Origin of the sequence: Sphingomonas sp. TX0543 (assembly GCF_048565505.1) — a bacterium.
Taxonomy (GTDB): domain Bacteria; phylum Pseudomonadota; class Alphaproteobacteria; order Sphingomonadales; family Sphingomonadaceae; genus Sphingomonas.
In genome coordinates this window covers 3,014,314-3,040,256 of record NZ_JBLZUS010000002.1, presented here as the reverse complement: position 1 = coordinate 3,040,256, position 25,943 = coordinate 3,014,314, and the positions used below count along the sequence as shown (strand labels likewise).

At 66.2% G+C, this 25,943-nt stretch carries 26 protein-coding genes; 11 read left to right on the top strand and 15 right to left on the bottom strand.

The window, feature by feature from the left end; genetic code table 11:
- Window positions 1-45: 45 nt before the first annotated feature.
- From ACM61V_RS15225 to ACM61V_RS15205, 5 genes are all read left to right on the top strand, one after another.
- Complete coding sequence (locus ACM61V_RS15225; protein WP_419714099.1) at window positions 46-1,299, top strand: hypothetical protein; 1,254 nt, start codon at window positions 46-48, stop codon at window positions 1,297-1,299.
- Window positions 1,300-1,622: 323 nt separating this feature from the next.
- Window positions 1,623-6,248: an NAD-glutamate dehydrogenase gene (locus ACM61V_RS15220; RefSeq protein ID WP_419714098.1), complete on the top strand. Its 4,626-nt coding sequence runs from the start codon at window positions 1,623-1,625 to the stop codon at window positions 6,246-6,248.
- 152 nt (window positions 6,249-6,400) lie between these two features.
- Window positions 6,401-6,760 carry a hypothetical protein gene (locus ACM61V_RS15215; protein ID WP_419714097.1) on the top strand — a complete coding sequence of 120 codons (360 nt, stop codon included), beginning with the start codon at window positions 6,401-6,403 and terminating at the stop codon, window positions 6,758-6,760.
- 76 nt (window positions 6,761-6,836) lie between these two features.
- Window positions 6,837-8,876 carry a TonB-dependent receptor family protein gene (locus ACM61V_RS15210; RefSeq protein WP_137787449.1) on the top strand — a complete coding sequence of 680 codons (2,040 nt, stop codon included), beginning with the start codon at window positions 6,837-6,839 and terminating at the stop codon, window positions 8,874-8,876.
- Between the two features lie 14 nt (window positions 8,877-8,890).
- Complete coding sequence (locus ACM61V_RS15205; protein ID WP_137787448.1) at window positions 8,891-9,418, top strand: YcnI family protein; 528 nt, start codon at window positions 8,891-8,893, stop codon at window positions 9,416-9,418.
- A 48-nt stretch (window positions 9,419-9,466) separates the two neighbouring features.
- Here ACM61V_RS15205 and ACM61V_RS15200 read toward each other — a convergent pair whose 3' ends face one another.
- The 3 genes from ACM61V_RS15200 to ACM61V_RS15190 form a co-directional block, all read right to left on the bottom strand.
- Complete coding sequence (locus tag ACM61V_RS15200; RefSeq protein ID WP_137787447.1) at window positions 9,467-9,964, bottom strand: Dps family protein; 498 nt, start codon at window positions 9,962-9,964, stop codon at window positions 9,467-9,469.
- 67 nt (window positions 9,965-10,031) lie between these two features.
- Complete coding sequence (locus ACM61V_RS15195; RefSeq protein WP_249341609.1) at window positions 10,032-10,586, bottom strand: TMEM165/GDT1 family protein; 555 nt, start codon at window positions 10,584-10,586, stop codon at window positions 10,032-10,034.
- 18 nt (window positions 10,587-10,604) lie between these two features.
- Window positions 10,605-10,910, bottom strand: a complete 306-nt coding sequence (locus tag ACM61V_RS15190) for a hypothetical protein (RefSeq protein WP_137787445.1) — start codon at window positions 10,908-10,910, stop codon at window positions 10,605-10,607.
- 164 nt (window positions 10,911-11,074) lie between these two features.
- Between ACM61V_RS15190 and rpmG the strand changes: the two genes are divergently transcribed.
- Complete coding sequence (gene rpmG, locus ACM61V_RS15185; protein WP_007407030.1) at window positions 11,075-11,242, top strand: 50S ribosomal protein L33; 168 nt, start codon at window positions 11,075-11,077, stop codon at window positions 11,240-11,242.
- 99 nt (window positions 11,243-11,341) lie between these two features.
- On the opposite strand, the gene ACM61V_RS15180 is transcribed toward rpmG, so the two are convergent.
- On the bottom strand, window positions 11,342-11,704 hold the full coding sequence (locus ACM61V_RS15180; protein WP_137787444.1) for a response regulator: 363 nt from the start codon (window positions 11,702-11,704) through the stop codon (window positions 11,342-11,344).
- Between the two features lie 32 nt (window positions 11,705-11,736).
- Between ACM61V_RS15180 and ACM61V_RS15175 the strand changes: the two genes are divergently transcribed.
- The 4 genes from ACM61V_RS15175 (at window position 11,737) to ACM61V_RS15160 (ending at window position 14,377) form a co-directional block, all read left to right on the top strand.
- The gene (locus ACM61V_RS15175) at window positions 11,737-12,009 is read left to right on the top strand and encodes a DUF3572 family protein (protein WP_137787443.1); all 273 of its coding nucleotides are present in this window, start codon (window positions 11,737-11,739) and stop codon (window positions 12,007-12,009) included.
- The gene (locus ACM61V_RS15170; protein ID WP_137787442.1) at window positions 12,006-12,635 is read left to right on the top strand and encodes an HAD family hydrolase; all 630 of its coding nucleotides are present in this window, start codon (window positions 12,006-12,008) and stop codon (window positions 12,633-12,635) included. Before ACM61V_RS15175 ends, ACM61V_RS15170 begins: the two co-directional genes overlap by 4 nt.
- Before the next feature lie 33 nt (window positions 12,636-12,668).
- Window positions 12,669-13,139: a RidA family protein gene (locus ACM61V_RS15165; protein WP_137787441.1), complete on the top strand. Its 471-nt coding sequence runs from the start codon at window positions 12,669-12,671 to the stop codon at window positions 13,137-13,139.
- 107 nt (window positions 13,140-13,246) lie between these two features.
- Window positions 13,247-14,377 carry a GNAT family N-acetyltransferase gene (locus tag ACM61V_RS15160; RefSeq protein WP_137787440.1) on the top strand — a complete coding sequence of 377 codons (1,131 nt, stop codon included), beginning with the start codon at window positions 13,247-13,249 and terminating at the stop codon, window positions 14,375-14,377.
- On the opposite strand, the gene ACM61V_RS15155 is transcribed toward ACM61V_RS15160, so the two are convergent.
- From ACM61V_RS15155 to ACM61V_RS15110, 10 genes are all read right to left on the bottom strand, one after another.
- Complete coding sequence (locus tag ACM61V_RS15155; RefSeq protein WP_137787439.1) at window positions 14,364-16,052, bottom strand: hypothetical protein; 1,689 nt, start codon at window positions 16,050-16,052, stop codon at window positions 14,364-14,366. The genes ACM61V_RS15160 and ACM61V_RS15155 overlap by 14 nt on opposite strands.
- Window positions 16,053-16,190: 138 nt before the next feature.
- A complete protein-coding gene (locus ACM61V_RS15150) occupies window positions 16,191-17,909 on the bottom strand; it encodes a hypothetical protein (RefSeq protein WP_137787438.1) in 1,719 nt (572 codons plus the stop codon).
- Window positions 17,910-17,994: 85 nt separating this feature from the next.
- Window positions 17,995-19,218, bottom strand: a complete 1,224-nt coding sequence (locus ACM61V_RS15145; protein ID WP_137787437.1) for an argininosuccinate synthase — start codon at window positions 19,216-19,218, stop codon at window positions 17,995-17,997.
- Between the two features lie 9 nt (window positions 19,219-19,227).
- Window positions 19,228-20,469 carry an SAM-dependent methyltransferase gene (locus tag ACM61V_RS15140; RefSeq protein WP_137787436.1) on the bottom strand — a complete coding sequence of 414 codons (1,242 nt, stop codon included), beginning with the start codon at window positions 20,467-20,469 and terminating at the stop codon, window positions 19,228-19,230.
- Between the two features lie 16 nt (window positions 20,470-20,485).
- Complete coding sequence (locus ACM61V_RS15135; RefSeq protein WP_137787435.1) at window positions 20,486-21,232, bottom strand: molybdopterin-dependent oxidoreductase; 747 nt, start codon at window positions 21,230-21,232, stop codon at window positions 20,486-20,488.
- A complete protein-coding gene (locus ACM61V_RS15130) occupies window positions 21,229-21,936 on the bottom strand; it encodes a cytochrome b/b6 domain-containing protein (protein ID WP_137787434.1) in 708 nt (235 codons plus the stop codon). Before ACM61V_RS15130 ends, ACM61V_RS15135 begins: the two co-directional genes overlap by 4 nt.
- A 19-nt stretch (window positions 21,937-21,955) precedes the next feature.
- Window positions 21,956-22,714 (bottom strand): sulfite exporter TauE/SafE family protein, encoded by a 759-nt coding sequence (locus ACM61V_RS15125; RefSeq protein ID WP_137787433.1) that lies wholly within the window; start codon window positions 22,712-22,714, stop codon window positions 21,956-21,958.
- A complete protein-coding gene (locus ACM61V_RS15120; RefSeq protein ID WP_137787432.1) occupies window positions 22,711-23,346 on the bottom strand; it encodes a heme exporter protein CcmB in 636 nt (211 codons plus the stop codon). The genes ACM61V_RS15125 and ACM61V_RS15120 overlap by 4 nt, the downstream gene beginning before the upstream one ends.
- Entirely contained in the window at window positions 23,343-23,921 is a 579-nt protein-coding gene (gene ccmA, locus ACM61V_RS15115) for a heme ABC exporter ATP-binding protein CcmA (RefSeq protein ID WP_137787431.1), read from the bottom strand. The genes ACM61V_RS15120 and ccmA overlap by 4 nt, the downstream gene beginning before the upstream one ends.
- Window positions 23,918-24,328 carry a metallopeptidase family protein gene (locus ACM61V_RS15110; RefSeq protein ID WP_419714096.1) on the bottom strand — a complete coding sequence of 137 codons (411 nt, stop codon included), beginning with the start codon at window positions 24,326-24,328 and terminating at the stop codon, window positions 23,918-23,920. Before ACM61V_RS15110 ends, ccmA begins: the two co-directional genes overlap by 4 nt.
- A gap of 47 nt (window positions 24,329-24,375) precedes the next feature.
- Between ACM61V_RS15110 and ACM61V_RS15105 the strand changes: the two genes are divergently transcribed.
- Window positions 24,376-24,669: a 4a-hydroxytetrahydrobiopterin dehydratase gene (locus ACM61V_RS15105; RefSeq protein ID WP_137786474.1), complete on the top strand. Its 294-nt coding sequence runs from the start codon at window positions 24,376-24,378 to the stop codon at window positions 24,667-24,669.
- Between the two features lie 730 nt (window positions 24,670-25,399).
- Here ACM61V_RS15105 and pal read toward each other — a convergent pair.
- Window positions 25,400-25,924 (bottom strand): peptidoglycan-associated lipoprotein Pal, encoded by a 525-nt coding sequence (gene pal / locus ACM61V_RS15100; protein WP_137786473.1) that lies wholly within the window; start codon window positions 25,922-25,924, stop codon window positions 25,400-25,402.
- Window positions 25,925-25,943: the final 19 nt, after the last annotated feature.

Below are 25,943 nucleotides of genomic sequence, written 5' to 3'. Positions count from 1 at the left end.
GGGCACAATCGCGGGCGTTACCGACAGATGCGTCGAGGGGAATTTATGGACACCGCCCGCGGCTTCGATGATGGCCGGCCACATGACAATGATCCGGCCGACGGCGGGGTAGGTGAGCCGATGGAAGCGATCGGCACGGATGAGCGCCGGATGCACGTGCGCGCCTATAACCACTGGGTTTCCTTGCTGAAGGGGCGGCCATATCCGTCGATCGAGGATCTCGATCCCGCCGGCATCGCCGATTTCGGCGCGCACAGCGTGTTGCTGGATTTCACGCGCGGAATCGACGACCCCGAAATCCAGTTCCTCGGCCGCGCGCTGCGCGAAGAATGTGCGTTGGATCACGCGATCACGCGCATAGCAGATGTGCCGGCGCGCTCGCTGCTGTCGCGGCTGACTGACCATTATCTGCAGATCATCGCCAATCGCGCTCCGATCGGCTTCGAAGCCGAATTCGTCGGCCGGCGCGGTTACCAGACGCTCTATCGCGGCATTCTGATGCCATTCTCCTCCAGCGATGACCAGATCGACTTCATCTATGGCGTCATCAACTGGAAGGAAGTACTTGGCGGCGACGAACAGGCGCGGTTGGATGTTGAACTTGCCGCCGCGATGCGCGCCGCGCCGGCAGCGACCGCCGAGGCCCCTGGCGACGCGCCCGAGGTTTGGGCTGACGGGCCGAGCCGGCGCGTGGACGCGGCCGATGCCGAGGAGGCGGTGGCGCCGCATTCGCTCGGTGACAGGCTGGCGCTCGCGCGGGAAAGCGCGGCTGCGGCGCGCGCCTCCGATGTGCGAAGCCGCTCGGCCTTGTATCGTGCGCTGGGGCGAGCGCATGACTTCGCGCTCGCCGCCGGGAGCGATGCGGATGGTCTCGGCGAGTTGCTGGAGGATGCCGGCCTCTCCCAGCAGGCGCGCGCGCCGATGACGCCGATCATCAAGCTCGTGTTCGGCGCGGATTATGACAAGACGCGCATTACCGAATTCGCCGCCGTGCTGAGCTTCGCGCTTCGCGAAGGCGTGCCGATGGGCGGACTTGGCGCCTTCATCGATCAATATCCCGCTGGCGTGAAGGGTATCGTCGCGGCCGAACGCGCGCTGCGTCGTCCCGCGAAGGTGACGCGGCCGGCGCCATCGACCGATCGCAAGGCTATCGCGCACGTCTCGCTCGATACGGGCGCCGTCGCGGGCGAGATCGTCGTGCTGGTGGCGCGCGCGAACGGAACGGGCGAACTCGACGTGCTGGGCGCGGTCGCCAATGATCCGCGACTTGCGACACGCGCGCTTGCGGCGCTGGACTGATTCGGCGCTCGACACGTCTGACCAGGGCGGCATCGCCGAAAGAAAATTCCGTTAGCGCGATAAGTCCTGGCTCGCGATGCCAGGCGCGCTCTGCCGGGCATATGCCAGCGCGGCGTGCAACGTTGCTGATCGCGCGCGCTTGGCGCACTATCGCTGCCGATCCTGCGTGGCATATGCTTGAAAATTGCGAGGATGCTCGATGCGGCGGGGTCCGCCGTCTCGGACTGGAACAGCCCGCCAGAATCCACGCCGCGACAATCGTGGATTGTCGCATTTGTCACAAGTCTTGAGCCGGGCGGCGCGTGGGCGCATAGCGCCCGCCTATGACCAGGTCATCGCTCAAGGCGCTTTCGGAAGCGCTCGCCGCCCGTCTCACCCACCGCGCACTTCCGGGGGAGCTTCACGGCTTCGGCCCAGCCGAGCAGACGGAGGCCGCCGGCTTCCTCGCCGCGACCGCCGAGCGGCGGCCCCCGGGCACGGTCGCGATCGCGCTGGAACAGCTTCCCGGTGACGCCGGCGCTAGGCGCCAACGGCTGGCGATCGTCAATGACGACATGCCGTTTCTCGTTGACTCGATCGCGGCGGCGATCGCGGCGCATGACATTGCGATCGATCGCATCATCCACCCGGTTATCGCCGTAACGCGTGGGGCCGACGGCGTTATCAAGGGCGTCTCGGATGCCGATGGCGCGCGCGAATCGATGGTCTATATCGAGATGCAGCGCGCCGATGCGCGCGAGCGTCGCGATCTCGTCGCCGATATCGAAAGCGCGCTCGCCGATGTGCGCGCGGTCGTTTCGGACTGGCGGGCGATGCAGGCCACGCTCGCCGCCGATGCCGGATCGATCGAGGATACTGGGGGGTCGAGTGAGGGCGCCACGCTGATGCGCTGGTTCCTCGATCGTCACTTCACGCTGATCGGCCACCTGCGCTGGTTCGCGGATGGACGTGGGTCGGGCGAGGCGCTTGGCATCGCGCGCAATCCGCACAAGGTGCCGCTGCTCGCCCAGCGTTCGCTTGAGCTGGCGCTGGCATGGTTCGCCAAGAATGGCGGCGAGGCGCCGCTGCTGCTGAAGTCCAGCCTGATCTCCCCGGTGCATCGCCGCGTGCCGATCGACCTCATTATCGTGCCGGTGATCGAGGGCGGCAACTACGCCGGGCTGTCGATTCACGCCGGGCTGTGGACGAGCGCCGCGCTCGCCGCGCCGCCGCGTGCCGTGCCGGTGCTGCGCCAGCGTCTGGCGGATATGGAGGGGAAGTTCGGCTTCGATCCGGCCGGCCACACTGGAAAGGCACTGGCGCACGCGATGGGCTCGCTGCCGCACGATCTGGTCATCGCCTTCGATCAGGAATCGCTCGAGCGGCTGGCGCTGATCGCGATGAGCATCGCCGATCGCCCGCGCCCGAAGCTGGTGCTGGTGCGCTCGCCGCTCGGGCGGCAGTTGTTCGGTTTCGTCTGGCTGCCGCGCGACGAACTGACCACCGCGCGCCGCGTCGCCATCGGGGATATGATCGCCGATGCCGCCGGCGGGGCGATCCTCAACTGGACGGTCGCGATGGAGGACGGCAGCACCGCGCTGATCCGCTATACCGTTGATCTGCGTGGATCGAGCGGGATGCCGGACGAGGATGCGCTCGACGCGCAGCTTGAGAAAATGGTGCGCGGCTGGGTTCGCGATGTCGAGGCCGCGCTGATGGAGCGTCTGCCGGCGCCGCGCGCGGCGCGCCTTTCGCTGCGCTGGGCGGCGGCCTTCCCGATGAGCTATCGTACCGTCGGCACGGCGGAGGAGGCGGCCGAGGACGTGCTGCGGCTTGCCGAACTTGATGGCGCGGAGGATCGCCAGGTTAATCTCTACCCAGCCACCGCGGGCGAGCAGCGCCTCAAGATCTACAAGACCAACGGCCCGCTGGCATTGTCGGATGCGGTGCCCGTGCTGGAGAATTTCGGCTTTCGGGTGATCGGCGAATGGGCGACGCGCCTGCGCGAGGAAGCCGAAAGCTACGTCCATGATTTCACACTGGAGGCGAACGAGGCCGACGGCGCGGTGGCGAAGGAAGTGCTCGAGGGCGCCGTCGCCGCTGTGCTGAAAGGCGAGGCGGAGAATGACGAGTTCAACCGCCTTATCCTCGATGTCGGCATCGCACCGGATGCGGTGGTGCTGTTGCGCGCTTGGTTCCGCTATCTGCGGCAGGCGGGAATGAGCTACGGCCTCACCACCGTCGTCGATGCGCTCGGCCGTGCGCCCGCCGTGACGCGCGCGCTTATCGATCGGTTCATCCTCACCCACAAGCCCGGTGCGAAGGGCGATGATGCGGCGGTCGATCACGCGATTGAAGCGGGGCTAGAGGCCGTGGTCGCGATCGATGACGATCGCATCCTGCGCGCGTATCGCGCGGTGATCGGCGCGACGCTGCGGACCAATGCCTTCACCGATGCGGCGCGCGAGGCGCTGGCGTTCAAGCTGGACAGCGCGAAGATACCTGGCCTGCCGGCACCGCTGCCGTGGCGCGAGGTGTGGGTCTATTCACCGCGCGTGGAGGGCATCCACCTGCGCGCCGGGCCGGTCGCCCGTGGCGGCCTGCGCTGGTCGGACCGGCGCGACGACTTCCGCACCGAGATCCTCGGCCTGATGAAGGCGCAGCGCGTCAAGAACGCGGTGATCGTGCCGACCGGCGCGAAGGGCGGCTTTTACCCCAAGCAACTCCCGAACCCTGCGGTCGATCGTGACGCCTGGCTGGCGGAGGGGACGGAGAGCTATCGCATCTTCATCCGCACGCTGCTGTCGATCACCGACAACATCGTCGGCGGGAAGGTGGTGCACCCGAAGGGCGTCGCGATCCTGGATGACGACGACCCCTATTTCGTCGTCGCGGCCGACAAGGGCACCGCGACGTTCAGCGATGTCGCCAATGCGATCGCGCTGGAGCGTGATTTTTGGCTGGGCGACGCCTTCGCCAGCGGCGGCTCGGTCGGCTATGACCACAAGGCGATGGGTATCACCGCCAAGGGCGCGTGGATCTCGGTGCAGCGTCATTTCGCCGAGCGCGGTGTGGACGTGCAAACCCAATCGATCCGGGTCGTCGGTTGCGGCGACATGTCCGGGGACGTGTTCGGCAACGGGATGCTGCTAAGCAAGACGCTGAAGATCGTCGCGGCCTACGACCACCGCCACATCTTCCTTGATCCCGATCCAGATCCCGCGACGAGCTGGAACGAGCGCGCGCGCCTTTTCGCACTGCCGCGGTCGAGCTGGGAAGATTATGACAAGGCGTTGATTTCCAAAGGCGGCGGCGTCTTTCCGCGCAGCGCCAAATCGATCAGATTGACCCCGGAAGTGAAAGCCGCGCTCGATATTGCGGTGGATGAGATCGAGCCGGCCGGGCTGATCTCGGCGATCCTGAAGAGCCCGGTTGACCTGATATGGTTCGGCGGCATCGGCACGTACATCAAGGCGGCGGCGGAGAATAACGCCACCGTCGGCGATCCCGCCAACGATCGTCTGCGCGTCGATGCGGAGGACGTGCGCGCGATTGCGGTGGGCGAGGGGGCGAACCTTGGCGTCACGCAGGCGGCGCGCATCGCGTTCGCCGCGCGCGGCGGGCGCATCAATACCGACTTCATCGATAATTCGGCCGGCGTCGATTGCTCGGATAATGAGGTGAATATCAAGATCGCGCTCAACCGCGAGATGATCGAGAAGCGCCTCGCGTTCGAGGATCGCAACCAGCTGCTCGTGTCGATGACCGATGACGTGGCGCACTTGGTGCTGGAGGATAATCGCCTCCAGACGCTCGCGCTGTCGATCGCGGAGGGCGATGGTGCGCGCGGGCTGCCGAGCTATGTCCGCGTGATCGAGATGTTCGAGGATGCCGGCCGCCTCGATCGCAAGGTAGAGGGCCTCGCGTCGAATGACGAGCTTCTGCGTCGCGGCATCGAAGGGCGCGGGCTGACCCGGCCGGAGCTGGCCGTGCTGCTCGCCACCGCCAAGCTCGCGTTGCAGGAGGCGATCGAACATGCCGCGCTCGCCACCGATCCGGCGATGAAACGCGATCTCCATGCCGCCTTCCCGCCGGCGATGCGGGAACGGTTCGGCAAGGCGATCGACGAACACCGGCTGCGCGGCGAGATCGTCGCCACCAAGCTCGCCAACCGGATCATCAACCGCATCGGCGTGCTTCACCCGTTCGAGCTTGCGGAGGAGGAGGGCGCAGCGCTTTCCGACATCGCGGCGATGTTCGTGGTGGTCGAGCGGCTGTTCGATCTGCCCACGCTGTGGGGCGAGATCGAGACGGGCGCGATGCCGGAGGCCGCTCGGCTAGCGCTGTTCGACGAGGTGGCGGCGGCTACCCGTTCGCAGATCGCGGATCTGCTGCGAGTCACTGCGCCGGGCACCGCGCCGGAGGCGGTGCTGAAGCGGATCGGCAAGGGCTTCGCCAATCTCGACGCGCATACCGGCGAACTGCTGCTTGAAGAGGCACGCGCGCAGAGCGGGCGCATCGCTGCCACGCTGGAAGCTTCGGGCGCCCCGGCGGCGCTGGCCGGCAAGGTCGTGCGACTGTTCGAGCTGGACGGCGCGATCGGCCTCGCGGATCTCAGCGATCGCCTGCGGCTTGACGAAACGAAGGTCGCACGTGCCTTTACCGGGCTGGGCCAGGCGCTCGGGCTGGATTGGGCGCAGACCAATGCGGCGCGCATCATTCCCAGCGATCCGTGGGAGCGGCTGCTGATCGCCGGGCTGGCGCGCGATTTCCAGCAATTGCGCTTCGATTTCCTCGGCCGCGCCGGAAAGGGCGATCCCGGCAAGCTGGTCGATGAATGGCTGGGTGCCAATGGTGCGCGCGTGGCGCAGTTCAAGGCGCTGGTCGATCGTGCCCGCCACGCCCCCGCGCTCAATGCCGCGATGCTCGCACAGATCGCGGGTCAGGCGCGCGTATTGCTCGGTCGATAGGGGCGGAACGCCCGCAGGGTCGCCTTTCCTTCAGTGGAAAAGGCGACCCCTCCCGATTTGTCGGCAGAGCCGGTGACAAGCGTATCGCACCCCGCTAACGCAACCGCGTGAGCGCGCTTCGTCGCCTTTTGCGAACCTTTCCTCTACTTGCCGTGCTGATCGTCGCGGCAACGCTGGCGGTGCGCGTGCTGGTGCCGGCGGGCTTTATGCCGACGCTTGATAATGGCCGCGTCGTGATCGGCATCTGTAGCGGTTACGGACCGACGATGATGGCCGTGTCTGTCCCGGGCCTCGAACAGGTGCACCACACCGGCGACGAAGGCGATCAGGCGCGCAGCCCGTGCGCCTTCGCCGATCTCGCGCTGCCGCTGATCGGCGGGGCGGATGCGATCCAGCTTGCGCAGGCATTGCTGTTCATCCTCGCGATTGCGCTGCTGCTCGCTGTCACCCTGCCGCCGCGCGCCGCCGCGTGGTTGCGGCCGCCCCTGCGCGGGCCGCCCCTGATCGCCTGACCCGACGGGCCGCGCCCGCTCGACAACCAGCGACATATCCGGCGCGCCACCGATGCGCGCCGCAAAGGGGATTCTCATGTTCAGGACCATTCAGGCGGCGCTGCTCGCCTCCACCATCATTGCCACGCCCGCCTTTGCCGATCCGACTGACGGCGCGGATGGAAAGCAGCCCGATATCATCGTAACCGCTGCCGCCCAGGCTGGCGATCCGGCGGTCGTTTCGGAGGCGCGCCAGCGGCTCGCGCGCACGCCGGGCTCGGTATCCGTGGTGGCGGCCGAAACCTATGAGGATCGCAGCGTCACCGGCATCTACGATCTGCTGCGGGACGTGCCGGGCGTGCTTGCCAACAAGCGCTATGGCGATGAATCGCGGCTGTCGATCCGTGGCTCGGGGCTGGACCAGAGCTATCATCAGCGCGGCGTGCTGCTCGCGCAGGATGGCGTGCCGTTCGCGGATGCGGATGGCTTTTCCGATTTCCAGAAGATCGATCCGCTCGGCGCGCGCTATATCGAGGTGTACAAGGGTGGCAACGCACTGCGCTTCGGTGGTGCGCAGCTTGGCGGCGCCGTGAACCTCGTCACCCCGAACGGCAAGACGGCGGAGACGCCGTTCGATTTTCGGCTGGAGGGCGGCTCGTTCGAAACATATCGGGTGCGGGCGGCTGCGGCTGGGAAGGCGGGGTCGTTCGATTATTACGCCTCGGTCCACAGCTATCATTCCGACGGCTTTCGCCAGCAGGAAAAGTCGGACGTGACGCGCGGCACGGTAAACCTTGGCTACAGCTTCGGCGAGGATAACGAAGTGCGGCTGATCGGCTATGCGGCCGATATCCGCCAGGGCGTGCCTGGCGCGCTCACGCTGAGCGATGCCCTGAACAATCCGCGCTATGCCGGCGACGGCGTGGTGGCGCGCAAGCAGGCGCGCGACCAGACGGTGGAACGCGTCACGCTCCAGACGCGGCTGCGCCTCAGCGACAATGTGGTGTTCGAGGGCGGCGCCTATGCCACGCAGACCGATCTTCACCACCCGATCTCGATCGTGATCGATCAGGATACCGACACGCAGGGGCTGTTCGGCCGCTTCGACGTGTCGGGCGAGATCGCCGGACATAAGGCGGACCTGTTCTTCGGTGCCTATTACCGTCAAGGCGGCACCGAGCAGAACCTCTACTTAAACTTCGGCGGCCAGAACGGCCCGCGGATCGGTGACGCGCAGCAACTCGCAAGCGGGCTGGACGTGTTTGCGGAGGGGCGCTTTTTCGTCGTGCCCGAGCTGGCGCTCGTCGCGGGCGGCTCGTGGGGCCGTGCCACGCGTGACTACAAGAACCGGCTCGCCAGCAAGGCCGACGACGTGAGCTACGACTGGTTCGCGCCACGTATCGGCCTGCTGTTCGAACATGGCGCCACGCAGGTCTATGCGAACTATACCCGCTCGGTAGAGCCGCCGCATTTCGGCGCGCTGACGCAGACCAATACCAGCGGCTCGCTGTTCGTGCCGCTCGATACGCAGCGAGCCTGGACGGCGGAAGCAGGCACGCGCGGCCGCGCAGGCGCCTTCACCTGGGACGTGGACTATTACCGCGCCGATATCGATGGTGAATTGCTGAGCTTCCTGCCCGCCGCGAATCTGCCCGCGGCGGTGTTCAACGCGGGTCGCACGCGGCACCAGGGCGTGGAGGCGAGCCTCGACTGGCGGATCGCGCCCGGCCTTCGCCTGCGCCAGACCTATGCCTGGTCGGATTTCCGCTTCGTCAACGATCCCGTCTATCGCAACAATCGCCTGCCGGTCGCGCCCGAACACCAGTATCGCATCGGCGTTCGCTACGATGGCGCGCACGGCGTTTATCTGGAGCCGTTCCTCGACTGGCGGATGAAATCGGTCTGGGTGGATTATGCCAATACGATGAAGGCGCCGGGTTATGCCGTGGTGAATATCAGCGGCGGGTTCGCGGTCGGGCCGGCGACGATCTTCGTCGATGCGCGAAACCTTGCCGACAAGCGATATACCGCCGAATTCGCCGCGATCACCGATGCCAGCCAGCCCGGCATCAATCGCGCGGTCTTTTTCCCGGGCGAGGGCCGTTCAGTGTTCGGCGGTGTCCGCTTCACTTTCTAATCGGAGGTGCAACCATGCGCATTTCATCGACGCTTGCCGCGTTTTCCATCGTGCTGGCCGGAACGGCGGCTGGCGCGCATGTCGTGTTCGCCGATCCGGAGGCGCAGGCGGGCGGCTATTATGCCGGCTTCCTCCGCATCGCCCACGGCTGTGGCGCGTCCCCGACGCGATCCGTGCGTGTTGAGATACCGGAAAGCGTGATATCCGCGCGGCCACAGCCGAAGCCGGGCTGGACGCTCGCGGTGGAGCGTCAGCCGCTCAAGTCTGCCGTAACGGGGGAAGGGGGGGCGCTTGTTACCGAGCGCGTCTCGGCGATCACCTGGACGGGAGAGTTGCCTGGCGACCAGTTCGACCAGTTCGGAATCATGATGAAGCTGCCGGCTACGGCCGGCCCGCTCTTTTTCCGTACGACTCAGCGTTGCGCATCTGGCAGCAACGACTGGGTAAACATCCCGGCATCACCCGCCGCGTGGCACATGACGGCAATGCCCGCGCCGATGCTGATGTTGCGCGCGACGCCGGCGAGCCACGACACGCACTGATCGGTCGCTCCGGGGAGGATTTCACATGCCTCCCCGGCGCGCCGTGCGTCAGCCCTTGCGGCTTGCCTCGAACAGGAACCATGCGCGCTCTTCGGCCTGGTCGGTCCATTCGTCGACGATGCCGCTGGTGGCATTGTCCTTCGCCTCTTCGGCCGCTTCCTTCACCGTGCGGAAGCTCTCGACCAGCTTGAGGTTGTCGTCGCGCAGCTCGGCCAGCATGTCTTCCGGCGATACGAACGGCTTGTCGTTGTCGCCGATCGTCTGGTGACGCGCGATATCGCCGATCGAGCGCAGCGTGGTGTTGCCGGTCTTGCGGACACGTTCCGCGATCGCATCGGTGACGCCGAGGATCTGCGCCGCCTGATCGTCCATCAGCAGGTGATAGTCACGGAAGTGCGGGCCGGATACGTGCCAGTGGAAATTCTTGGTCTTGAGATACAGCGCGAAGCAATCGGCCAGCGCGGAATTGAGCGCGTCCGCCACCGTGCGCGTCTCGTTGCGCGCGAGATCGCTCGGGGTTTTCAGCTTCGGATTGGGATCGGCCACGGGAAATCCTCCATTGATCTGGTTCGTTGCGATAACGGATCAATACTGGATTCGCTCCATCGGGAAATCAGATCAGAGCAATTGATCTGAGCGCGATAATGATGCCGGCAAGCGCAAGGATCGCCGCGCTGGCAAGGCTCATCAGGCGCCGGGGCAGTGCCACCCATCCCGCCTCGCCGATGACGATCGCCGGCACGATCACCGCGAGCGCACCGATCGTCGCGCCAACCGCCGCCAGCGACGGCAGCGGGGATCGCATGGCCAGCCCGGCGGCGATGAACTGCATGCGATCGCCGAATACCATGATCGCAAGGCCGATCGCGCTGGTGCCGAACGCCCCCAATCTCCAGTTCGCCAGCCTGTCAGGCGCCTTGTCGCGCCAAGACGCGCTGACCCCCGCGAGCATCAGGGCCAGCGCGAGCAGCAGATCGCGCGCCTCGGGCGCCAGCAGCGGGGCAATCATCAGGCCGCCCACCGCTCCGAGCGCGTAATTCGCCGTCAGCGCGATGATCGCGGAAAGGATGATCGTGCCCGGCGCACGATATCGGTCTGAAAGGATCGCCGCGAGCCACGGCGTGCGATCGCCAATCTGGCACAGGGCGCCCAGCACCAGCCCGGCCATCAGCGCATCCATCGCGTGTCAGGCGAACCGCACCTGGCAGGCAGCGGCGAAAGCGTCGGAGGTCGCGTCATCCTGCCGCTCGCTCTGCACCGCCTCGCGCAGCATCGCGAGCCAGTCGTGCACCAGCGCGCCGTGCTCGCCCCGCGCCAGCGCCGATTCGAGCAGATGCGCGACCGTCACGGCCGGCATCATGCCGTTGCGGTGCGCGATCCGGCGAATCGCATCCACCTCGCGCGCTACCGCGCCGGTCCCGCCGCGCCATTCGATCGCCACGATCCGGCGTGACAATTCGGCCCGCACGTCAGACACATCTTCTCCACGCATGGCTCGATCCTCCCCTGCGCTGGAAGGATGCGCCCGGCGGGTAAAGACGGCGTTAACCGCTGTCGGCGCTTGACATCCGGCGCGTGCTGCGTCATTCGCCCGACCCTGTCAGCGGCGCGCGCCAGTTCGCCGCTTTTTCTATTTCGCAAGTACAGGAATTGGTGATGGCCAAGCCGACCACCGTCAAGATCAAGCTCGTCAGTTCGGCCGACACCGGCTTCTTCTACGTCACGAAGAAGAATCCGCGGACCAAGACCGAAAAGCTCTCCTTCAACAAATACGATCCCGTCGTGCGCAAGCATGTCGAGTTCAAGGAAGCGAAGATCAAGTGATCCCGTCGGCGGCGTGAATGCGCCGCCCGCATCCTTGCCCGGAACATCCGGGATAGAGGGGCCGCAGGCGATCCGCCAGCGGCTCTTTTGCTGTGGCCCTCAAATCAGCCCGCCGACCGTATCCATGAAGCGCGCTAGGCTGATCGGCTTGGATACATAGGCGGCTGCCCCGGCCGCGCGGATCCGGTCCTCGTCCTCGCGCCCGGCATAAGCGGTCACCGCCATCACGGGAATGCCGCACAGCGCCTCGTCCGCCTTGAGCTCGAGGATAAGTTCGTGCCCGGTGACATAGGGCATCTGGATATCCATGACGATCAGGTCCGGTTCGAACGCGCGCGCGCGGTCCAGCGCCTCGCGCCCGTCGCGCACCGGCTCGGCGGCATATTCGTGCGCGCGCAGCAGATCGCAGAACAGCTTCAGATTGAGTTCGTTGTCCTCGACAACGAGCACCCTTTTTGCCACGCCATATCCCCCTATTGGTGACAAGATACGCAATGCGAGAGGCAGACACAAACACCGACCTTCAGGCGCTCGCGCTCCACGCCCTGGTGTGGGTGTTAGCCGAGCCGCGGCGGGCCGAGCGGCTAATCGCGCTGACCGGGCTTGCGCCCGATGATCTGCGCGCGCGTATCGGCGATGCGGCGGTGCTCGCGGCGTGTCTGACGTTTCTCGAAGGGCATGAGCCGGATCTGATCGCCTGCGCCGAGGCGCTTGGCGTCACGCCGGGACAATTGGTAGCGGCGCGCGTCGCACTGGAGGCTGCATGACCCGCCCCTTGCTGATCTGCGATTGCGATGAAGTGCTGCTTCATATGATCCGCCACTTTGGTGACTGGCTGGGCGAGGTTCACGACATCGATTTCCGCCCGCGCTCGTGGGAGCTTGCGGCCAATATGCGCCACCGCGTGACCGGCGAGCCACCGTCGCGGGAGCAGATGTTTGGCTTTCTCGGCGGCTTTTTTCCGTCGCAGATGCATCGCCAGACGTTGGTGCCACATGCGCGTGAGGCGCTGGCGGTCCTGGCTGGGCAGGCGGATATCGTGATCCTCACCAATATTGGCGACGAATGCCGTGCGCCGCGCATCGAGCAACTGGCCGCTTTCGGCATCGAGCATCGCGTCGAGTGCAACCAGGGCGGGAAGGGCGGCCCCGTGGCACAATTGGTCGCCGAACACGGTGATCCGGTCACGGTGTTCGTCGACGATCTGCCGCATCATCACGCCTCGGTCGCCGAACATGCTCCGCGCGTCCACCGGCTGCACATGGTGTCTGAGCCCGAACTGGCCCCCGGCGTGCCCGCCGCGCCTGAAGCGCACGCGCGGATCGACGACTGGCGGGAGGCCGAAGCATGGATCGCGGCGCGTTTCGCCGCCGGGCGGCACGCGGAGGATTGACCGGCGCGGCGTGGCGGTGTTGAAGCTGCGCGCATGACCGAACTCATCGATCGCAAGCTGGCCGAACTCGGCCTTTCCCTCCCCGTAGCCGCCGCTCCGGTGGCGGCTTATGTGCCTGCCGTCCTGGCGGGCAACCTGCTGCACGTTTCCGGGCAATTGCCGTTCAAGGACGGCAAGGTCGTCACTGGCCGCCTTGGCGAGAATGTCAGCGTCGAGGAAGGGCAGGATGCCGCCCAGCGGTGTGCGCTGATGCTGGTCGCACAGGTGAAGGCCGCGCTCGGCGATCTTGCCCGCGTGAAGCGGATCGTTAAGCTGGGCGTGTTCATCAACTCGCACGGCGATTTCGTCGATCAGCCGAAAGTCGCCAATGGCGCCAGCGAGCTGATGGTCGCGCTGTTCGGTGATGCCGGCAAGCATGCGCGCTCGGCGGTGGGTGTCCCGGTGTTGCCGCTCGGCGCCGCCGTGGAGGTCGATGCGATCGTCGAGGTTGGCGAGCCGCTGTGATCGCCGCTTGAGTGAAGCGCCGCGCGTCTTAAGTTAGGGGCGATGGCGCTTTCCTCGATGCTTCACCCTATCGCCCGGTCATCGGCGCGGCCATGGCGGTCGCGCCGATGACCGGGCTTACCGCGCGGATGGTCGAGGGGGTTTCCGCGGTTTCCCCGGATGATTGGGATGCCTGCGCGGGCAGCGCCAATCCCTTCGTTTCCCATGCTTTTCTCTCAGCGCTCGAGAAGTCGGGCAGCGTCGGCGGCCGCAGCGGGTGGCAGCCCCTGCCCGTCATCGTCGATGGCGCGGATGGCCGCCCGGCCGCGATCGCGCCAAGCTACGCCAAGAGTCACAGCCAGGGCGAATATGTCTTCGATCACGCCTGGGCGGAGGCGTGGCAGCGCGCGGGCGGGGCTTACTACCCGAAATTGCAGGTCGCTGTGCCCGTCACGCCGGTGCCCGGACCGCGCCTGTTGTTGCGTGATCCCGCCGCCGCGCCCGCGCTGATCGCCGCGCTGGAGGCGGTTACGGACCGGCACCAGCTTTCTTCCGCCCACGCCACTTTCCTCGCGCCCGATCAGGTGCCGCTGTTCGATGCCGCCGGCTGGCTGGTCCGGCAGGGCACGCAATATCACTGGCGCAACGAAGGCTATGCCACGTTCGATGATTTCCTCGCGCGTCTTTCCAGCCGCAAGCGCAAGGCGATCCGCAAGGAGCGCGCGGCGGCGGTGGACGGGCTGACGATCCGCCACCTGACCGGGGCGGAAATCGGAACGCGCGAATGGGACGCGTTTTGGGAATTCTATCAGGATACCGGCAGCCGCAAATGGGGCCGGCCATATCTTGCGCGCGGCTTCTTCCCGCTGCTCGGCGAGCGGATGGGAGACAAGGTGTTGCTGATCCTCGCGGAGCGGGATGGCGCGCCGATCGCCGGCGCGCTCAACCTGGTGGGCGCGGATACGTTGTACGGGCGGTACTGGGGCTGCGTTGAGGAGGTGCCCTTCCTGCATTTCGAACTGTGCTATTATCAGGCCATCGACGCGGCGATCACGCGCGGTCTGTCGACGGTGGAGGCGGGGGCGCAGGGCGAACACAAGCTGGCGCGCGGCTATGTGCCCGTGCCCACTTTCTCCGCTCATTATCTCCCCGATCCGGGCTTCCGCCGGGCGGTGGCCGATTTCCTTGTGCGCGAACGCGCGGCGATCGAGGAAGACCGCACGTTCCTTGAGCAGCTCACGCCGTTCAGGAAGGGGTAGCGACAGGCTGCGGCCGGGCGGCTGCTTCCGCTTCGGCGGCGCGCTTCTGACGCATGCGCTCACGCAGTTCCAGCAGCGGCGCGGGGATCAGTTCCGCATCGTCGATGTCCGGCACGGGGCGGGTGTGATCCACCTTGAGCAACTGGCTCGTCCCATCGGGCGAGCGCCAGATCGGCACGAGATCGCTCGCGTAGCGCGGGTCGAACGCAGGTGTGCGGATCAGCCAGACATAATCGAACGCGTTGCGCGGAAAGCGCGCCATCGCGAAGCCCACCGGCCGCCACCATTGCCGAAGGCACCATTTCCGCGTGACGATCTGCGAGGGATCGTGCGCGAAACCGCCGGCGATGAAATAGCGCGCGGTGAGCAGTTGCGCGCCCGCCATCGACCACTGATCGTTCGTATAGGCCAGTCGCCGTTCCAGCGCGATCGCCGGCAGATGCTCGAGCCGCGACATCGTCCACGGATCGTCGCAGCGATAGCCGAGGAAGCTGACGACCTTCGCGCCCACAGGAAGCCTGTTCAGCGCGGCCAGTTCGGTGCGATAATCCTGCGCGAACAGCCAGTAGCTTATCGTGGTGCCGCCGATCCGCGCGATGAAGAAGGCAAGCCCCAGCGTGGCCAGGATGCCCGCCTGGCGCATCGACATGGTGGTGCGCGGGCGGATCGCGATCACCGCGATCGCGATCACGAACGGCGCCAGCCGCATGTCGGCATAGGCCGAGCCGAACACAATTCGCGGGAGCAGCAGATAGACGGCGGCGAGGAACAGCGCCGAAAGCCCCAGGTTGCGCGAATATTCACTCGCCGGATCACGCACCGCGCGAAGCAGCACCAGGTAAAGCGCGGCGATCCCCGCCACGTCCCATGCCAGCCATCGGTCGCGCAGCACCATCAGGGTCCAGGCCGCTTTGCGCCGCCAGTTGAACCAGTCGGTGGTCTGGCCCGTCACGTGGTCGCCGGATCGCCACAGCACCATCATCAGCATCGGCAACGCGAGCGGAAGGCAGGCTAGCCCCGCCCGGAACCAGCTTGCCACCCAATGGCCAGACCCGGCATCCTTGCGGCGATCGTGCTCGCGTACCATCTCGGCGGAGAAGGCGAGCACGCCGAGCACTCCCCAGCCGAACGTGTGGCACAGCCACAGGATGCAGGAGGCGGGCACGAAGATCGCGGTGCGCAGCCAGAAGCGCTTCTGTCGTCCAAGCCGCAGCCACAGCGCGAACAGGCATAGCGCGAGCGCCATCGACAGCGCGAAATTCACGAAGCCGAATTGCAGCGGGTAACAATAAGCGAGCGGCAGCGCGAACAGCGCGGTCGGCGGGATGCGGCCATGCACCTCTCGCGCGATCCACAGCAGCCCGGCGACGGTGAGTGCCGGGATCGTCATGACGATCAGTTTTACGCCCAGCTCCAGCCCGAAGAGCTTGGCGAAGGGGATGATGAGCAGATCGATTCCGAGATTGCCGATCAATGACCATCGGAAATCAAACCACTGCCTGAGCCACGGCGCCGTATCGAGCGAAAGCTGGACGCGATAGCGCCCCATATGCCCCGGCAGATCGACCAGGGGCGGGATCGTCGGCCATAGCAGCGGGACGATCGCGACGATCGTTGCCAGCGCCACGAACCAGCGCGTCTGCCACCAGCGTAAAGGAGCCCCCGGACCTTCCATGCGTCGCGCTTCTAGGGTCCGGGTTCGCAAACGGCAACGGCTTCGGGAGCATCCGGCCCGGCTTTACCTGTCGCGGTTGGGCGGTGTGCGGCGGATACGCGGGAAGCGTTGCGGAATTGCCTCCGCCAGCGTCGGTCTCTAGCGCGCGGGCGGTCCGCTTGCAGGGCGTACGCGATACAGCGTCGCCCCGTCGGGAGATCTGCTTATCGGCTTCAGCCAATCAGGATTTCTGCCGCCCGCCAGCATCGCTCCAAGGCTGGTTGAGGGCGGGCGGATGCCGAGACCGTCACAGGCGATGACGTAATCGAGCTTCAGGCGCCTCGCTTCGCTCAGCGCATGCCCAGGCGTGCCAAGATAGAAACGATACATCGCCAGATTTCCGGGGTTGTTGCGGTGGTAGGCACCCGCGACCAGCCGATGATGCGTCGTGGCGATTGCCGGGCCGCCCGTATCGATCGGGGCCATTACGAGCCCGACCGGGGCGGTGTTCAGCGCGGCCATCAGCGCGGTGGATGCGCAGTCGCCGCCCGCGGTTTTGGCCGGAGCGGGCGGGGCGGGGAGCGCCGCCGCCGCCAGCGGGTAGAATATGCCCGTTGCCGCGATCCATGATGCTGCCAGCGCCACGCGGCCATGTCGCGTGGCGATCGCGATCACCGACGCAAGCGCCGGAAGGGCGAGCAACGCGCCGGGGTACGCGCCGCGGATCTGGACGAACGTCACCGCCAGCGCGAAAAGCTGCAGTGCCAGTAATGTCCCCCAGCCGCGGCTGCGCGTCCGTAGCGTCAGCCATGCGCCGGCGACGATGCCGGCGATCATCAACCCCGCATAGCTGATCGAAAGCACGGGCGAGGCGGCGGCAAGCGGGATCGCCTCGCCGACCCGCGACAGCCACAAGTGCCGCAGCAGCGGATCGACATTGCCATAGGGCGACAGGCACTGCGGCGCCGTCACGATCATTGTATAGAGAAGCACCGAGCCGCCCATGGTTGCGATCAGCGCGCGCCATCGGGCTGAACTCGATCGGGTCATGCCGATAACGGTCGTCAGCGCAGCGATCGTGCCCGCTGCGCGCGCGACGAGCGCGGTGAAGCCATCGCAGGCGGGCATGCCCCAGTCGCCGGTCGAGAAGAATAAGGCGCCTGCGGCCGTCGCGCCGCCCAGCCCCAGCCCGAAACCAAGCAGGCGGCGCCGCTGCGATTCATTTCCTCGCCATATCCACTCGATCACGATCAGCCCGGTGGCGGCGGCTAGCAGCGGTGCGGTTTCCATGCCCACAACAAAGCTCAATCCCGCGGCGATCCCGGCGGCGATCCCGCAGCGAAAGGTGGCGGGTTGCACCAGCACGAGCGCCACGACCAGAATCATCACCATCTGCAGATTGTGATGATCGATCCGGCCCGGCACGAACAGGCTGCTGGCAGGGTGCGCGGCTAGCGCCAGGATCATCGCGCGCCAGCCGGCTTCGTTGCCCCCGACGGTTTCTGCGATTTGCCCGATCAGCCAGATCGCGGCCGCGAGCAATATCGTCGGCCAGGCGATTACCGCGCAGACTTCCGCCCAGTGCCTTCCGGCCAGCGGTGCAAGCTCGCGGATTATAGCCGCCGGGATCAGATCGTCGAGGCGCGACCAGTGCATCGCGACGCCGGACAGGCCGAGCCGATATTGCGCCACGTCGCCGAAGCGTTGTCCACCGAGCCAGTCGCGGATCTGTTGCAGCCGCATCATGTCGTCTGAATCGGGAAGGCGCAACGCGCTGAGGTCTGCCCAGCCCCGCCAGACCTGCGCGGCCCCGATCGCCACCGCCAGCAGAAGCGCGATCAGCGCGTCGCGCCACGCCCGGGATGGCAATCTGACCATGGGTCCGGGCTAGGCCGGCGTGGTTAATATCGGGCTAAAGCCGTGCCGGCTCCGGGGCGCCCCGGCCTGCGCATGAAACCGGCCGTCAGAACTCGCGGTCGCGGCGCCCCAGCAGGCGCAGTCGCAGCGCATTGAGCTTGATGAAGCCAGCCGCGTCGCGCTGATCGTACGCGCCCTGATCGTCCTCGAACGTCACCACCTTCTCGCTGTAAAGCGAGTTGGGCGATTTGCGGCCGACAACGATCACGCTGCCCTTGTACAGCTTCAGCCGCACCGTGCCGGAAACCTTCGCCTGGCTATGATCGACTGCCGCCTGCAGCATCTCGCGCTCTGGCGAGAACCAGAACCCGTTATAGAGCAACTCGGCATACCGCACCGCCAACTCGTCTTTAAGGTGAGCCGCGCCGCGATCGAGCGTGAGCTGTTCGATCCCGCGATGCGCGAGGTGATAGATGGTGCCGCCCGGCGTTTCGTACATCCCGCGCGACTTCATCCCCACAAACCGGTTCTCGACCAGATCGAGCCGGCCGATGCCGTGCCTGCGGCCTAGCTCGTTGAGCCTGGTCAGCAGCGTCGCGGGAGAACAGGCCTCGCCGTTAAGCGCCACGCCGTCGCCACGCTCGAAATCGATCGTGATATACTCTGGCTGATCCGGTGCATCCTCGGGGTTGACGGTGCGCGAATAAACGTAGTCCGGCACCTCCTGCCACGGATCCTCCAGCACTTTTCCCTCTGACGAGGTGTGCAGCAGGTTCGCGTCGGTAGAGAAGGGCGCCTCGCCGCGCTTGTCTTTGGCAACGGCGATCTGATGCTGCTCGGCGAACTCGATCAGCCGGGTGCGGCTGGTGAGATCCCACTCGCGCCACGGGGCGATTACCTTGATGTCCGGCGCGAGCGCGTAATAGCCCAGCTCAAACCGGACCTGATCGTTGCCCTTGCCGGTCGCGCCGTGGCTGACGGCGTCGGCGCCCACCTGTCGCGCGATCTCGATCTGGCGCTTGGCGATCAGCGGCCGCGCGATCGACGTGCCGAGCAGATACAGCCCTTCGTAGAGGGCATTGGCGCGCATCATCGGAAAAACGTAGTCCCTGACGAACTCCTCGCGCAGATCGTCGATGAAGATATGCTCGGGCTTCACGCCGGCTTGCTCCGCCTTGCGGCGCGCTGGCTCCAACTCCTCGCCCTGGCCGAGATCGGCGGTAAAGGTCACCACCTCGCAGTTATAGGTCTGCTGGAGCCATTTCAGGATGACGCTGGTGTCGAGCCCGCCCGAATAGGCCAGGACGACGCGGTTGATCTTCTCGCTCATGGCCGCCCCCTATGCGGCGGAGGCGGATTCGCGCAAGGCCCGTTCGCCCTCGAACATGTAATCGCGCGTCACCGGCACCGCGAAACGGCCCTTGGTGAGCTGCACCTGATAATTGCACAGGCCGCCGTGCCTGAACGCCGCCGATGCGCCCGCGAGATAAAAGGTCCACATGCGATAGAAATTCTCGTCATATAGCGCGACGATCGCGTTCTTCGCGGCGACGGTGCGGTCGTACCAGTGATCGAGCGTCCACGAATAATGGACGCGCAACGTCTCGATATCGGTGGGAAAGAGGCGCAGGCCCTCGTACGCGCGGACAATTTCTGACAGCGCGGGATTGTAGCCGCCGGGGAAGATGTATTTCACCGTCCAGTCGTCGGTAACGCCGGGCGTGCCCATGCGGCCGATCGTATGGACGAGCATCACGCCCTCGGCAGCCAGCAGATCGCGGCATTTTTTGAAGAAGGTGCGATATTGCGGCGGGCCGACATGCTCGAACATCCCGACAGACACGATACGGTCGAAGCTGCCGGTCACGCGGCGATAGTCGATCAGCTCGAAACGCACCTTGTCGGCCACGCCCGCTGCCGCGGCCCGCTCGCGCGCGATCTTGAGCTGCTCCTCCGACAGCGTGACGCCCAGCACTTCGACACCGAAATGACGGTTCAGGTAAAGGGCAAGCCCGCCCCAGCCGCAGCCGATATCGAGCACGCGCATCCCCGGCTGCAGTGCAAGCTTGGCGGCGATATGCGCGAGCTTGTCGAGCTGTGCCTGCTCCAGGCTGTTGTCCGGATCGGTGAAATAGGCACAGCTGTATTGCTTGTCGCGATCGAGGAAGAGATCGTACAGTCGCGCCGACAGATCATAGTGATGCGCGACGTTCTTCTTCGATCGCCGCTCCATGTTGATCCGATCGAGGCGATACTTCACCGCGCCCACCGCGCGGCTGAGCCAGCTTGGATCCAGGTTGTTCTGGCCTGCTTCCCACTTATCGTTCATCGTCAGCAGATTGACGAGATCGCGGATATCTCCCTGCTCCACGATCAGCCGGCCATGCATGTAGCATTCGCCCGCGCCTAGCGCCGGGTTGCGCGCGATCGCCAGCGCGACGCGCTTGTCGGCGAAGCGAATTGTCACGTCGGGATAGCCGGGTTCGGGGGTGCCGAAGGAGGCGGGCTGGGTGCCGGGGCGGAGGAGCGTGAGGCGGCCGCGCTTGACGGAGCGCGAAAGAAACAGGTCGATCAGGGACATGGCACGGGCATAGCAATCAGATGCCGGCATACCAGTCGTAATCGACATTATCCTCCCAATAGCCGCCGCGCCCCTTTCCGATGTCGGCTAGGCTCGCCACCGCATCGATCCGCATGAGATACTTGGCATGCTTGTAGCCCAGCTGCCGCTCCACGCGCAGGCGGCAAGGCGCGCCATTGGCGATTGGAAGCATCCGGTCGTTCAGTGCCCAGGCCAGGATCGTCTGCGGGTGAAAGGCATCAACCAGGTCGATCGATTCGTAATAGGGCGCGCCACCATAGAGATCCGCGCAGGTGAACACGATGTAGCGCGCCGCGTCACGCAATCCGGCGGCCTTCAGCACCGCGCCGAGCGTCGGCCCCTGCCATTTGGCGATCGCGCTCCACCCCTCGACGCAATCGTGGCGGGTGATCTGCGCGCGGTTCGGCAGACGTGCGAGATCGGACAAGGTGAGCGACAGCGGGTGTGCCACCAGACCGCCTACGCGCAGCCGCCAGTCCGTGAATTTGCCTGCCGCGAGCGCGGCATATTCCGACGTGCCCGGATCCCGCGTGCCGTTCGACCGGAAGATCGGCGAGCGCTGGTCAGCCGAAAACTCCCGCGCCAGCGCGCCGCGATCGGTTAGCGCACGTTGCAGCCCGCGATGCATGTCCTCGCCCTTGAACAGGATGGCGCGGGCCGTGGGATTTTGCACCACCTTGTCGCATCCGGCGAGCAGGGCAGGCGCGCCAATGATGATCGAGCGGCGGGTGAACAATGTCATTCCGGCACTCGCCACCAGCCTGTCACCATCGAACGAACCTCGTTCCACGCGCCGGCAAGGATCACGAGTGCCAGATGGATGACGATAAAGCCGGAGATCGCGGCCATCGCGATGAAATGCAGCGAGCGCGCCGATTGCCGACCGCCGAACAGATCAAGCAGCCACGGCCACGCCGCGTCCATCCCCGGCGACAGCGTGAGACCGGTAAGGATCACGAGCGGCAGCAGCACGAATATCACCGCGACATAGGCGATCTTCTGCAACACGTTATATGCGCCCGGATGCGCCGGATCGTGGAAGCGGAAGGCGAGATGTGCCCTTGCGTCCGCCCACAGGTGGCGTGGCGCAAGATCCCCCGCGCGAAGCCGAAGATCGGCCCGGAAATGCCGGTTTACGAGGCTCGCGATCATATAGACGAGCAGCCCGAACGCCAGCACCAGCGCGCAGAACAGGTGCCAGCGCCGCGACAGCGCGAGATTGTAATTCGCCGGAATCGTCAGCCACGCCGGAAAATGCGGCAGTTCAGCCCACGCATGATCGAAGTTGGCGCCATATTGCCCCCAGTAGAGTCGCGGATGCGCGTTCGAAATGCCCAACCCGCTGCCGATCAGGATGAAGATCGCGATAGCGTTGATCCAGTGCCAGAGCCGCGTGGCGATACGGTGGCGGTAAAGGCGCGCGCCGGGGGGAAATGGGTCGGCCATCACGGCACATGATAACCGCTTAGTGATAGGCGCGCCAGAAGAACACGAGCGTCGTTCCCCCGGTCACCAAAAGTGTCCACACTCGCACCGCGCCGTTCGGCAGGCGCCTGCCCACCCGCGCGCCGAACCAGCCGCCGATGATCGATCCCGTCACCATCGGCACGCAGGCGCTCCACGCTACCATGCCGGCGATGACGAACACGATTGCCGCCGCCGCATTGGCGATCGCGAGCATCAGCGTGCGCGGTGCGAACATCTCACGCGGGGAGTGGCCGGCGAGCAGGCCATAGGTCGCGGTGGTCATCATCCCCACGCCGCCACCGAAATAGCCGCCATAAACACCGAGTAGCGCCTGCGCCGTCATCAACGTGCGTGCACCGATCGAAACGCGCGCGCGCAGCCAGGTCGCCGCGCGCGGCCCGATCGCCAGCAGGACGAAGGCATAGAGCACCAGCCAGGGTACGATCAGATCGAAGGCGTGGCTCGGCGTCAGCACCAGCAGCGCGCTGCCAATCAGCCCTCCCACGAACGTGATCGCTGCCAGCACGCGGACGCTCACGTCCCCGAGCGGCTTCAGTTCGTCGCGAAAAGCCCATGCGCTCGTGCCGGCCGCCGGCATCAGCGCGACGTTCGAGGTGGCGTTGGCGATATTGGCGGGCACCCCGAGCGCCAGCAGCGCGGGAAGTGTGGCGAAGGTGCCGCCGCCGGCCAGCGCATTCATCATCCCGCCGACAACCCCGGCTCCGGCGGCCAGGGCGATGTCTGCGAGGGCGATCATTCCATCCCCGCGCGGATCGCGGCACCCGCGACGAATGGCGCGCCCGCGACGAGCAGCAGGCTGGTCGCCGCGAGCAGCTTCAGCCCGCCCGCGCCCCCCTCGATTGCCCCGGCGCCGAAGATCAGCAGCGGAATGGCGAGCGGCAGCATGACAAGGCCAGCGATCGCGCCGGCACCGCGCAGCCCGGCGACCAGCGCCCCGCTCATCACCGCCAGCGCGGCGAGGCCGGGGGTGCCGAGCGCTAGCCCGATCTCCACTTTCACCAGTACCTCAGCCGACAGATCGAGCAGCCCGGCGGCAGCGATCGCGGCGGCCATCAGCGGCGGCGCGAAAGCCAGCCAGTGCGCGGCGATCTTGGCAGTCGCAACAGTGGTGGCGGATAGGCCGCGCACCGCGAACTGATCGAACGTTCCCGAATCGAGGTCTGGCGCGATCAGTCGCTCCACCGGCAGCAGTGCCGCCACCAGCGCCGCCGCCCAGATCACCCCGCTGCCGATCCGCGCGAGCAGCTTCTGATCCGGGCCGATCGCAAACGGGAAAAGGATCGCAACAAGCAGGAAGAAGGTGACGGTCAGCGTCGCCCCGCCAGAAGCATAGGCGCGGCGCAGGTCGCGCAGGATCAGCGCGGTCACAGCCTTATCTCCAGCGCGTCAACCACGGCAAGCGGTTGATGCGTGGTGATAAGCGCAATCCCGCCGCGCGCGCGATGGCGCCCGATCAGCCCCTCCAGCCGTGTTACGGCGGCGGCGTCCAGACCGGTCGCGGGTTCGTCGAGCAGCCAGATCGGCGCGCCGCTCGCGGCCACACGCGCCAGCCCGACGCGGCGCCGCTGCCCGGTGGAGAGCAGGCGCACCGGCACGTCTGCGAGGTTTGCCAGATCGAGCGCGTCGAGCGCGGCGGCGACGCGCGCCGCTGGTGCGGGCCGGGAATCCAGCCGCGCCCAGAAGTGCAGCACGTCAGCGACCTCGCGCGCCCCGTCCAGCGCGGTGGCTTCGGCGAGCAGGGCCCGGTCGCCTTCATGCTGCACGCTGCCGGCTGCGACGGGCAGCAAGCCGGCGGCGACGCGCAGCAGGCTCGATTTGCCGGCGCCGTTAGGCCCCGTGAGGATCAGCGCATCGCCCCCCTGAAGCGCGAAGGACAACCCCTCGAACAGCGTGCGCCCGCGTCGCACGCACTGCACGTTGCTGAAATTCAGCCGCGCGCTCAATCCGCCACCGCGTCTTCCAGCGCGTGCATGTCGTCGTCGGAAAGGCCGAAATGATGCCCGATCTCATGGATCGTGATATGCGCCACCAGATCGTCCAGCCGCACCCCCGTCTCGCACCATTCGGCCAGGATGGCCTGACGATAAAGCAGGATCCGATCGGGCATCGCGCCGGAATCGAGCGAGGATTTCTCGCCCAGTGGCCGGCCATGATACAGGCCCGTCAGATCAAGCGGATGGTCGATGCCCATATTGGCGAGCGTCTCGTTATCGGCGAGCTCTTCTACCGCAAAGACTATATCGCCCACGTGCGCGCGAAATTCGGCCGGAAGGCGCGCGATCACGCCGCGCGCGTGCGCCTCGATCGCATCCGCCGAGGGCGCTTCGCCCATCACCTCTTGCCCGTCCATGCGCTTCGCCATACGCGGGGGTGGGCAGGGCGGGCAAGGAGGGCGTGATGGTAGAGGCGTTGAGTGAAACCGAGCGGGCGGATGCGCTCGATGGGCTTGCGGAATGGGATTATGACGAGGGCCGCGATGCAATCCGTCGTTCGATTGTGTTCACCGATTTCGCCGAGGCGTTCGGCTTCATGACGCAGGTCGCGCTGATCGCGGAGAAGATGGACCATCATCCCGAATGGAGCAACGTCTGGAATCGCGTGGAAATCCTGCTCACCACGCATGACGCAGGCGGCCTTTCCGGGCGTGATGTGGAACTGGCCGAGGCGATCGACTCGATTCTCGATGGTTGAACTGAGCCACGGCTGAGTGCCGTGGCGCGCATCATCCGTCGCAATCGTCCGGGCAGCCAGCCGGCCGCGAAGGCAAGGCGACACGCGTTACTACTTATCGCGGCGTGGACGCGATCACCCTGCACGGCATCGCAGGCCGACTGCGCGACCGCTTCCACTGGCGTGCACGCCAACCCGAACCCGGCGTCGCGCGCGGTGCGGTTCGTGTCTGGTATGGCGATATTTCGGATCGCGGTGTCGACGAAGCCGGGCATGAGATCGCGCATCTCGATCCCGTCGACGGCCCATTCGCTGTCCAGCGTCCTGGTCAGCCCGCACCGCGAATTTCGTCGCGGAGTAAAGCGCCAAACCCGCCGGCCCGTAATTCGCGGAAGCGGATGCGGTATTGAGCGGGCATTGTCCCGGCGTCGCCTTCAGGTAAGGGATAAGGCGAAGCGCGCGCAGTATGCGATCCTGCGGCACGCGATCCAGCCCGGGCTGGTCAATTAACCGAATGCCCGCCCATGGCCGATCCCCGCATTGTCAAACGCACATCAGGCCGACCGCTGCTCGTGGCGATGAAGGCGGCGGGCGCCCTGCGCCACGCCGCCAAGTAGCGCACGTCGAGCGTATCGGTATTTCGATCGCGCGGCCAATGCCCGATGCGCCGCCAGTGATGAATTTCGCATCGGCACGCGTGACGCGATCGGCGACGGGCGACGACACCGCATCGCCGATCACGCGCCCGCGATTACTGGCTGAGCACCACCGTGACGGCACGACGGTTCTGCGCATAGGCCGCGTCATCCGAGCCAAGCGCCAGTGGCCGCTCCTTGCCATAGCTGATCGTCGTGATGCGGGAGGCATCGATGCCACGACCGGCAAGATAGTTCTTTGCCGCATTGGCGCGTCGATCGCCCAGCGCGAGATTATACTCGCGGGTGCCGCGCTCATCGCAATGGCCCTCGATCGTCACGCGCACGTTCGGATAACGCGTCAACCACGTCACCTGAGTGTCGAGGATCGCGCGCGCCTGATCGTCGATATCATATTGGTCCAGCCCGAAATTCACCGTGTCGCTCGTCACCGAGCGCTTGAAATCGGCCGACGAGCCCGGAACGACGGTGTCTCCAACCGGGCCTTGCGGGCCGGTCGGTTGGGTCTGGGTCGGCGCGGGGCCAGGGGCGGGCGGCAATTCGGCCGGGCGCTTCTTGGAGCAGGCGGCGGTAGCCACCAGGGCGGTCGCCATCAGCAGCGTTGTCGTCAGTCTTGCCATTTGTCGTCTCCCACTAATT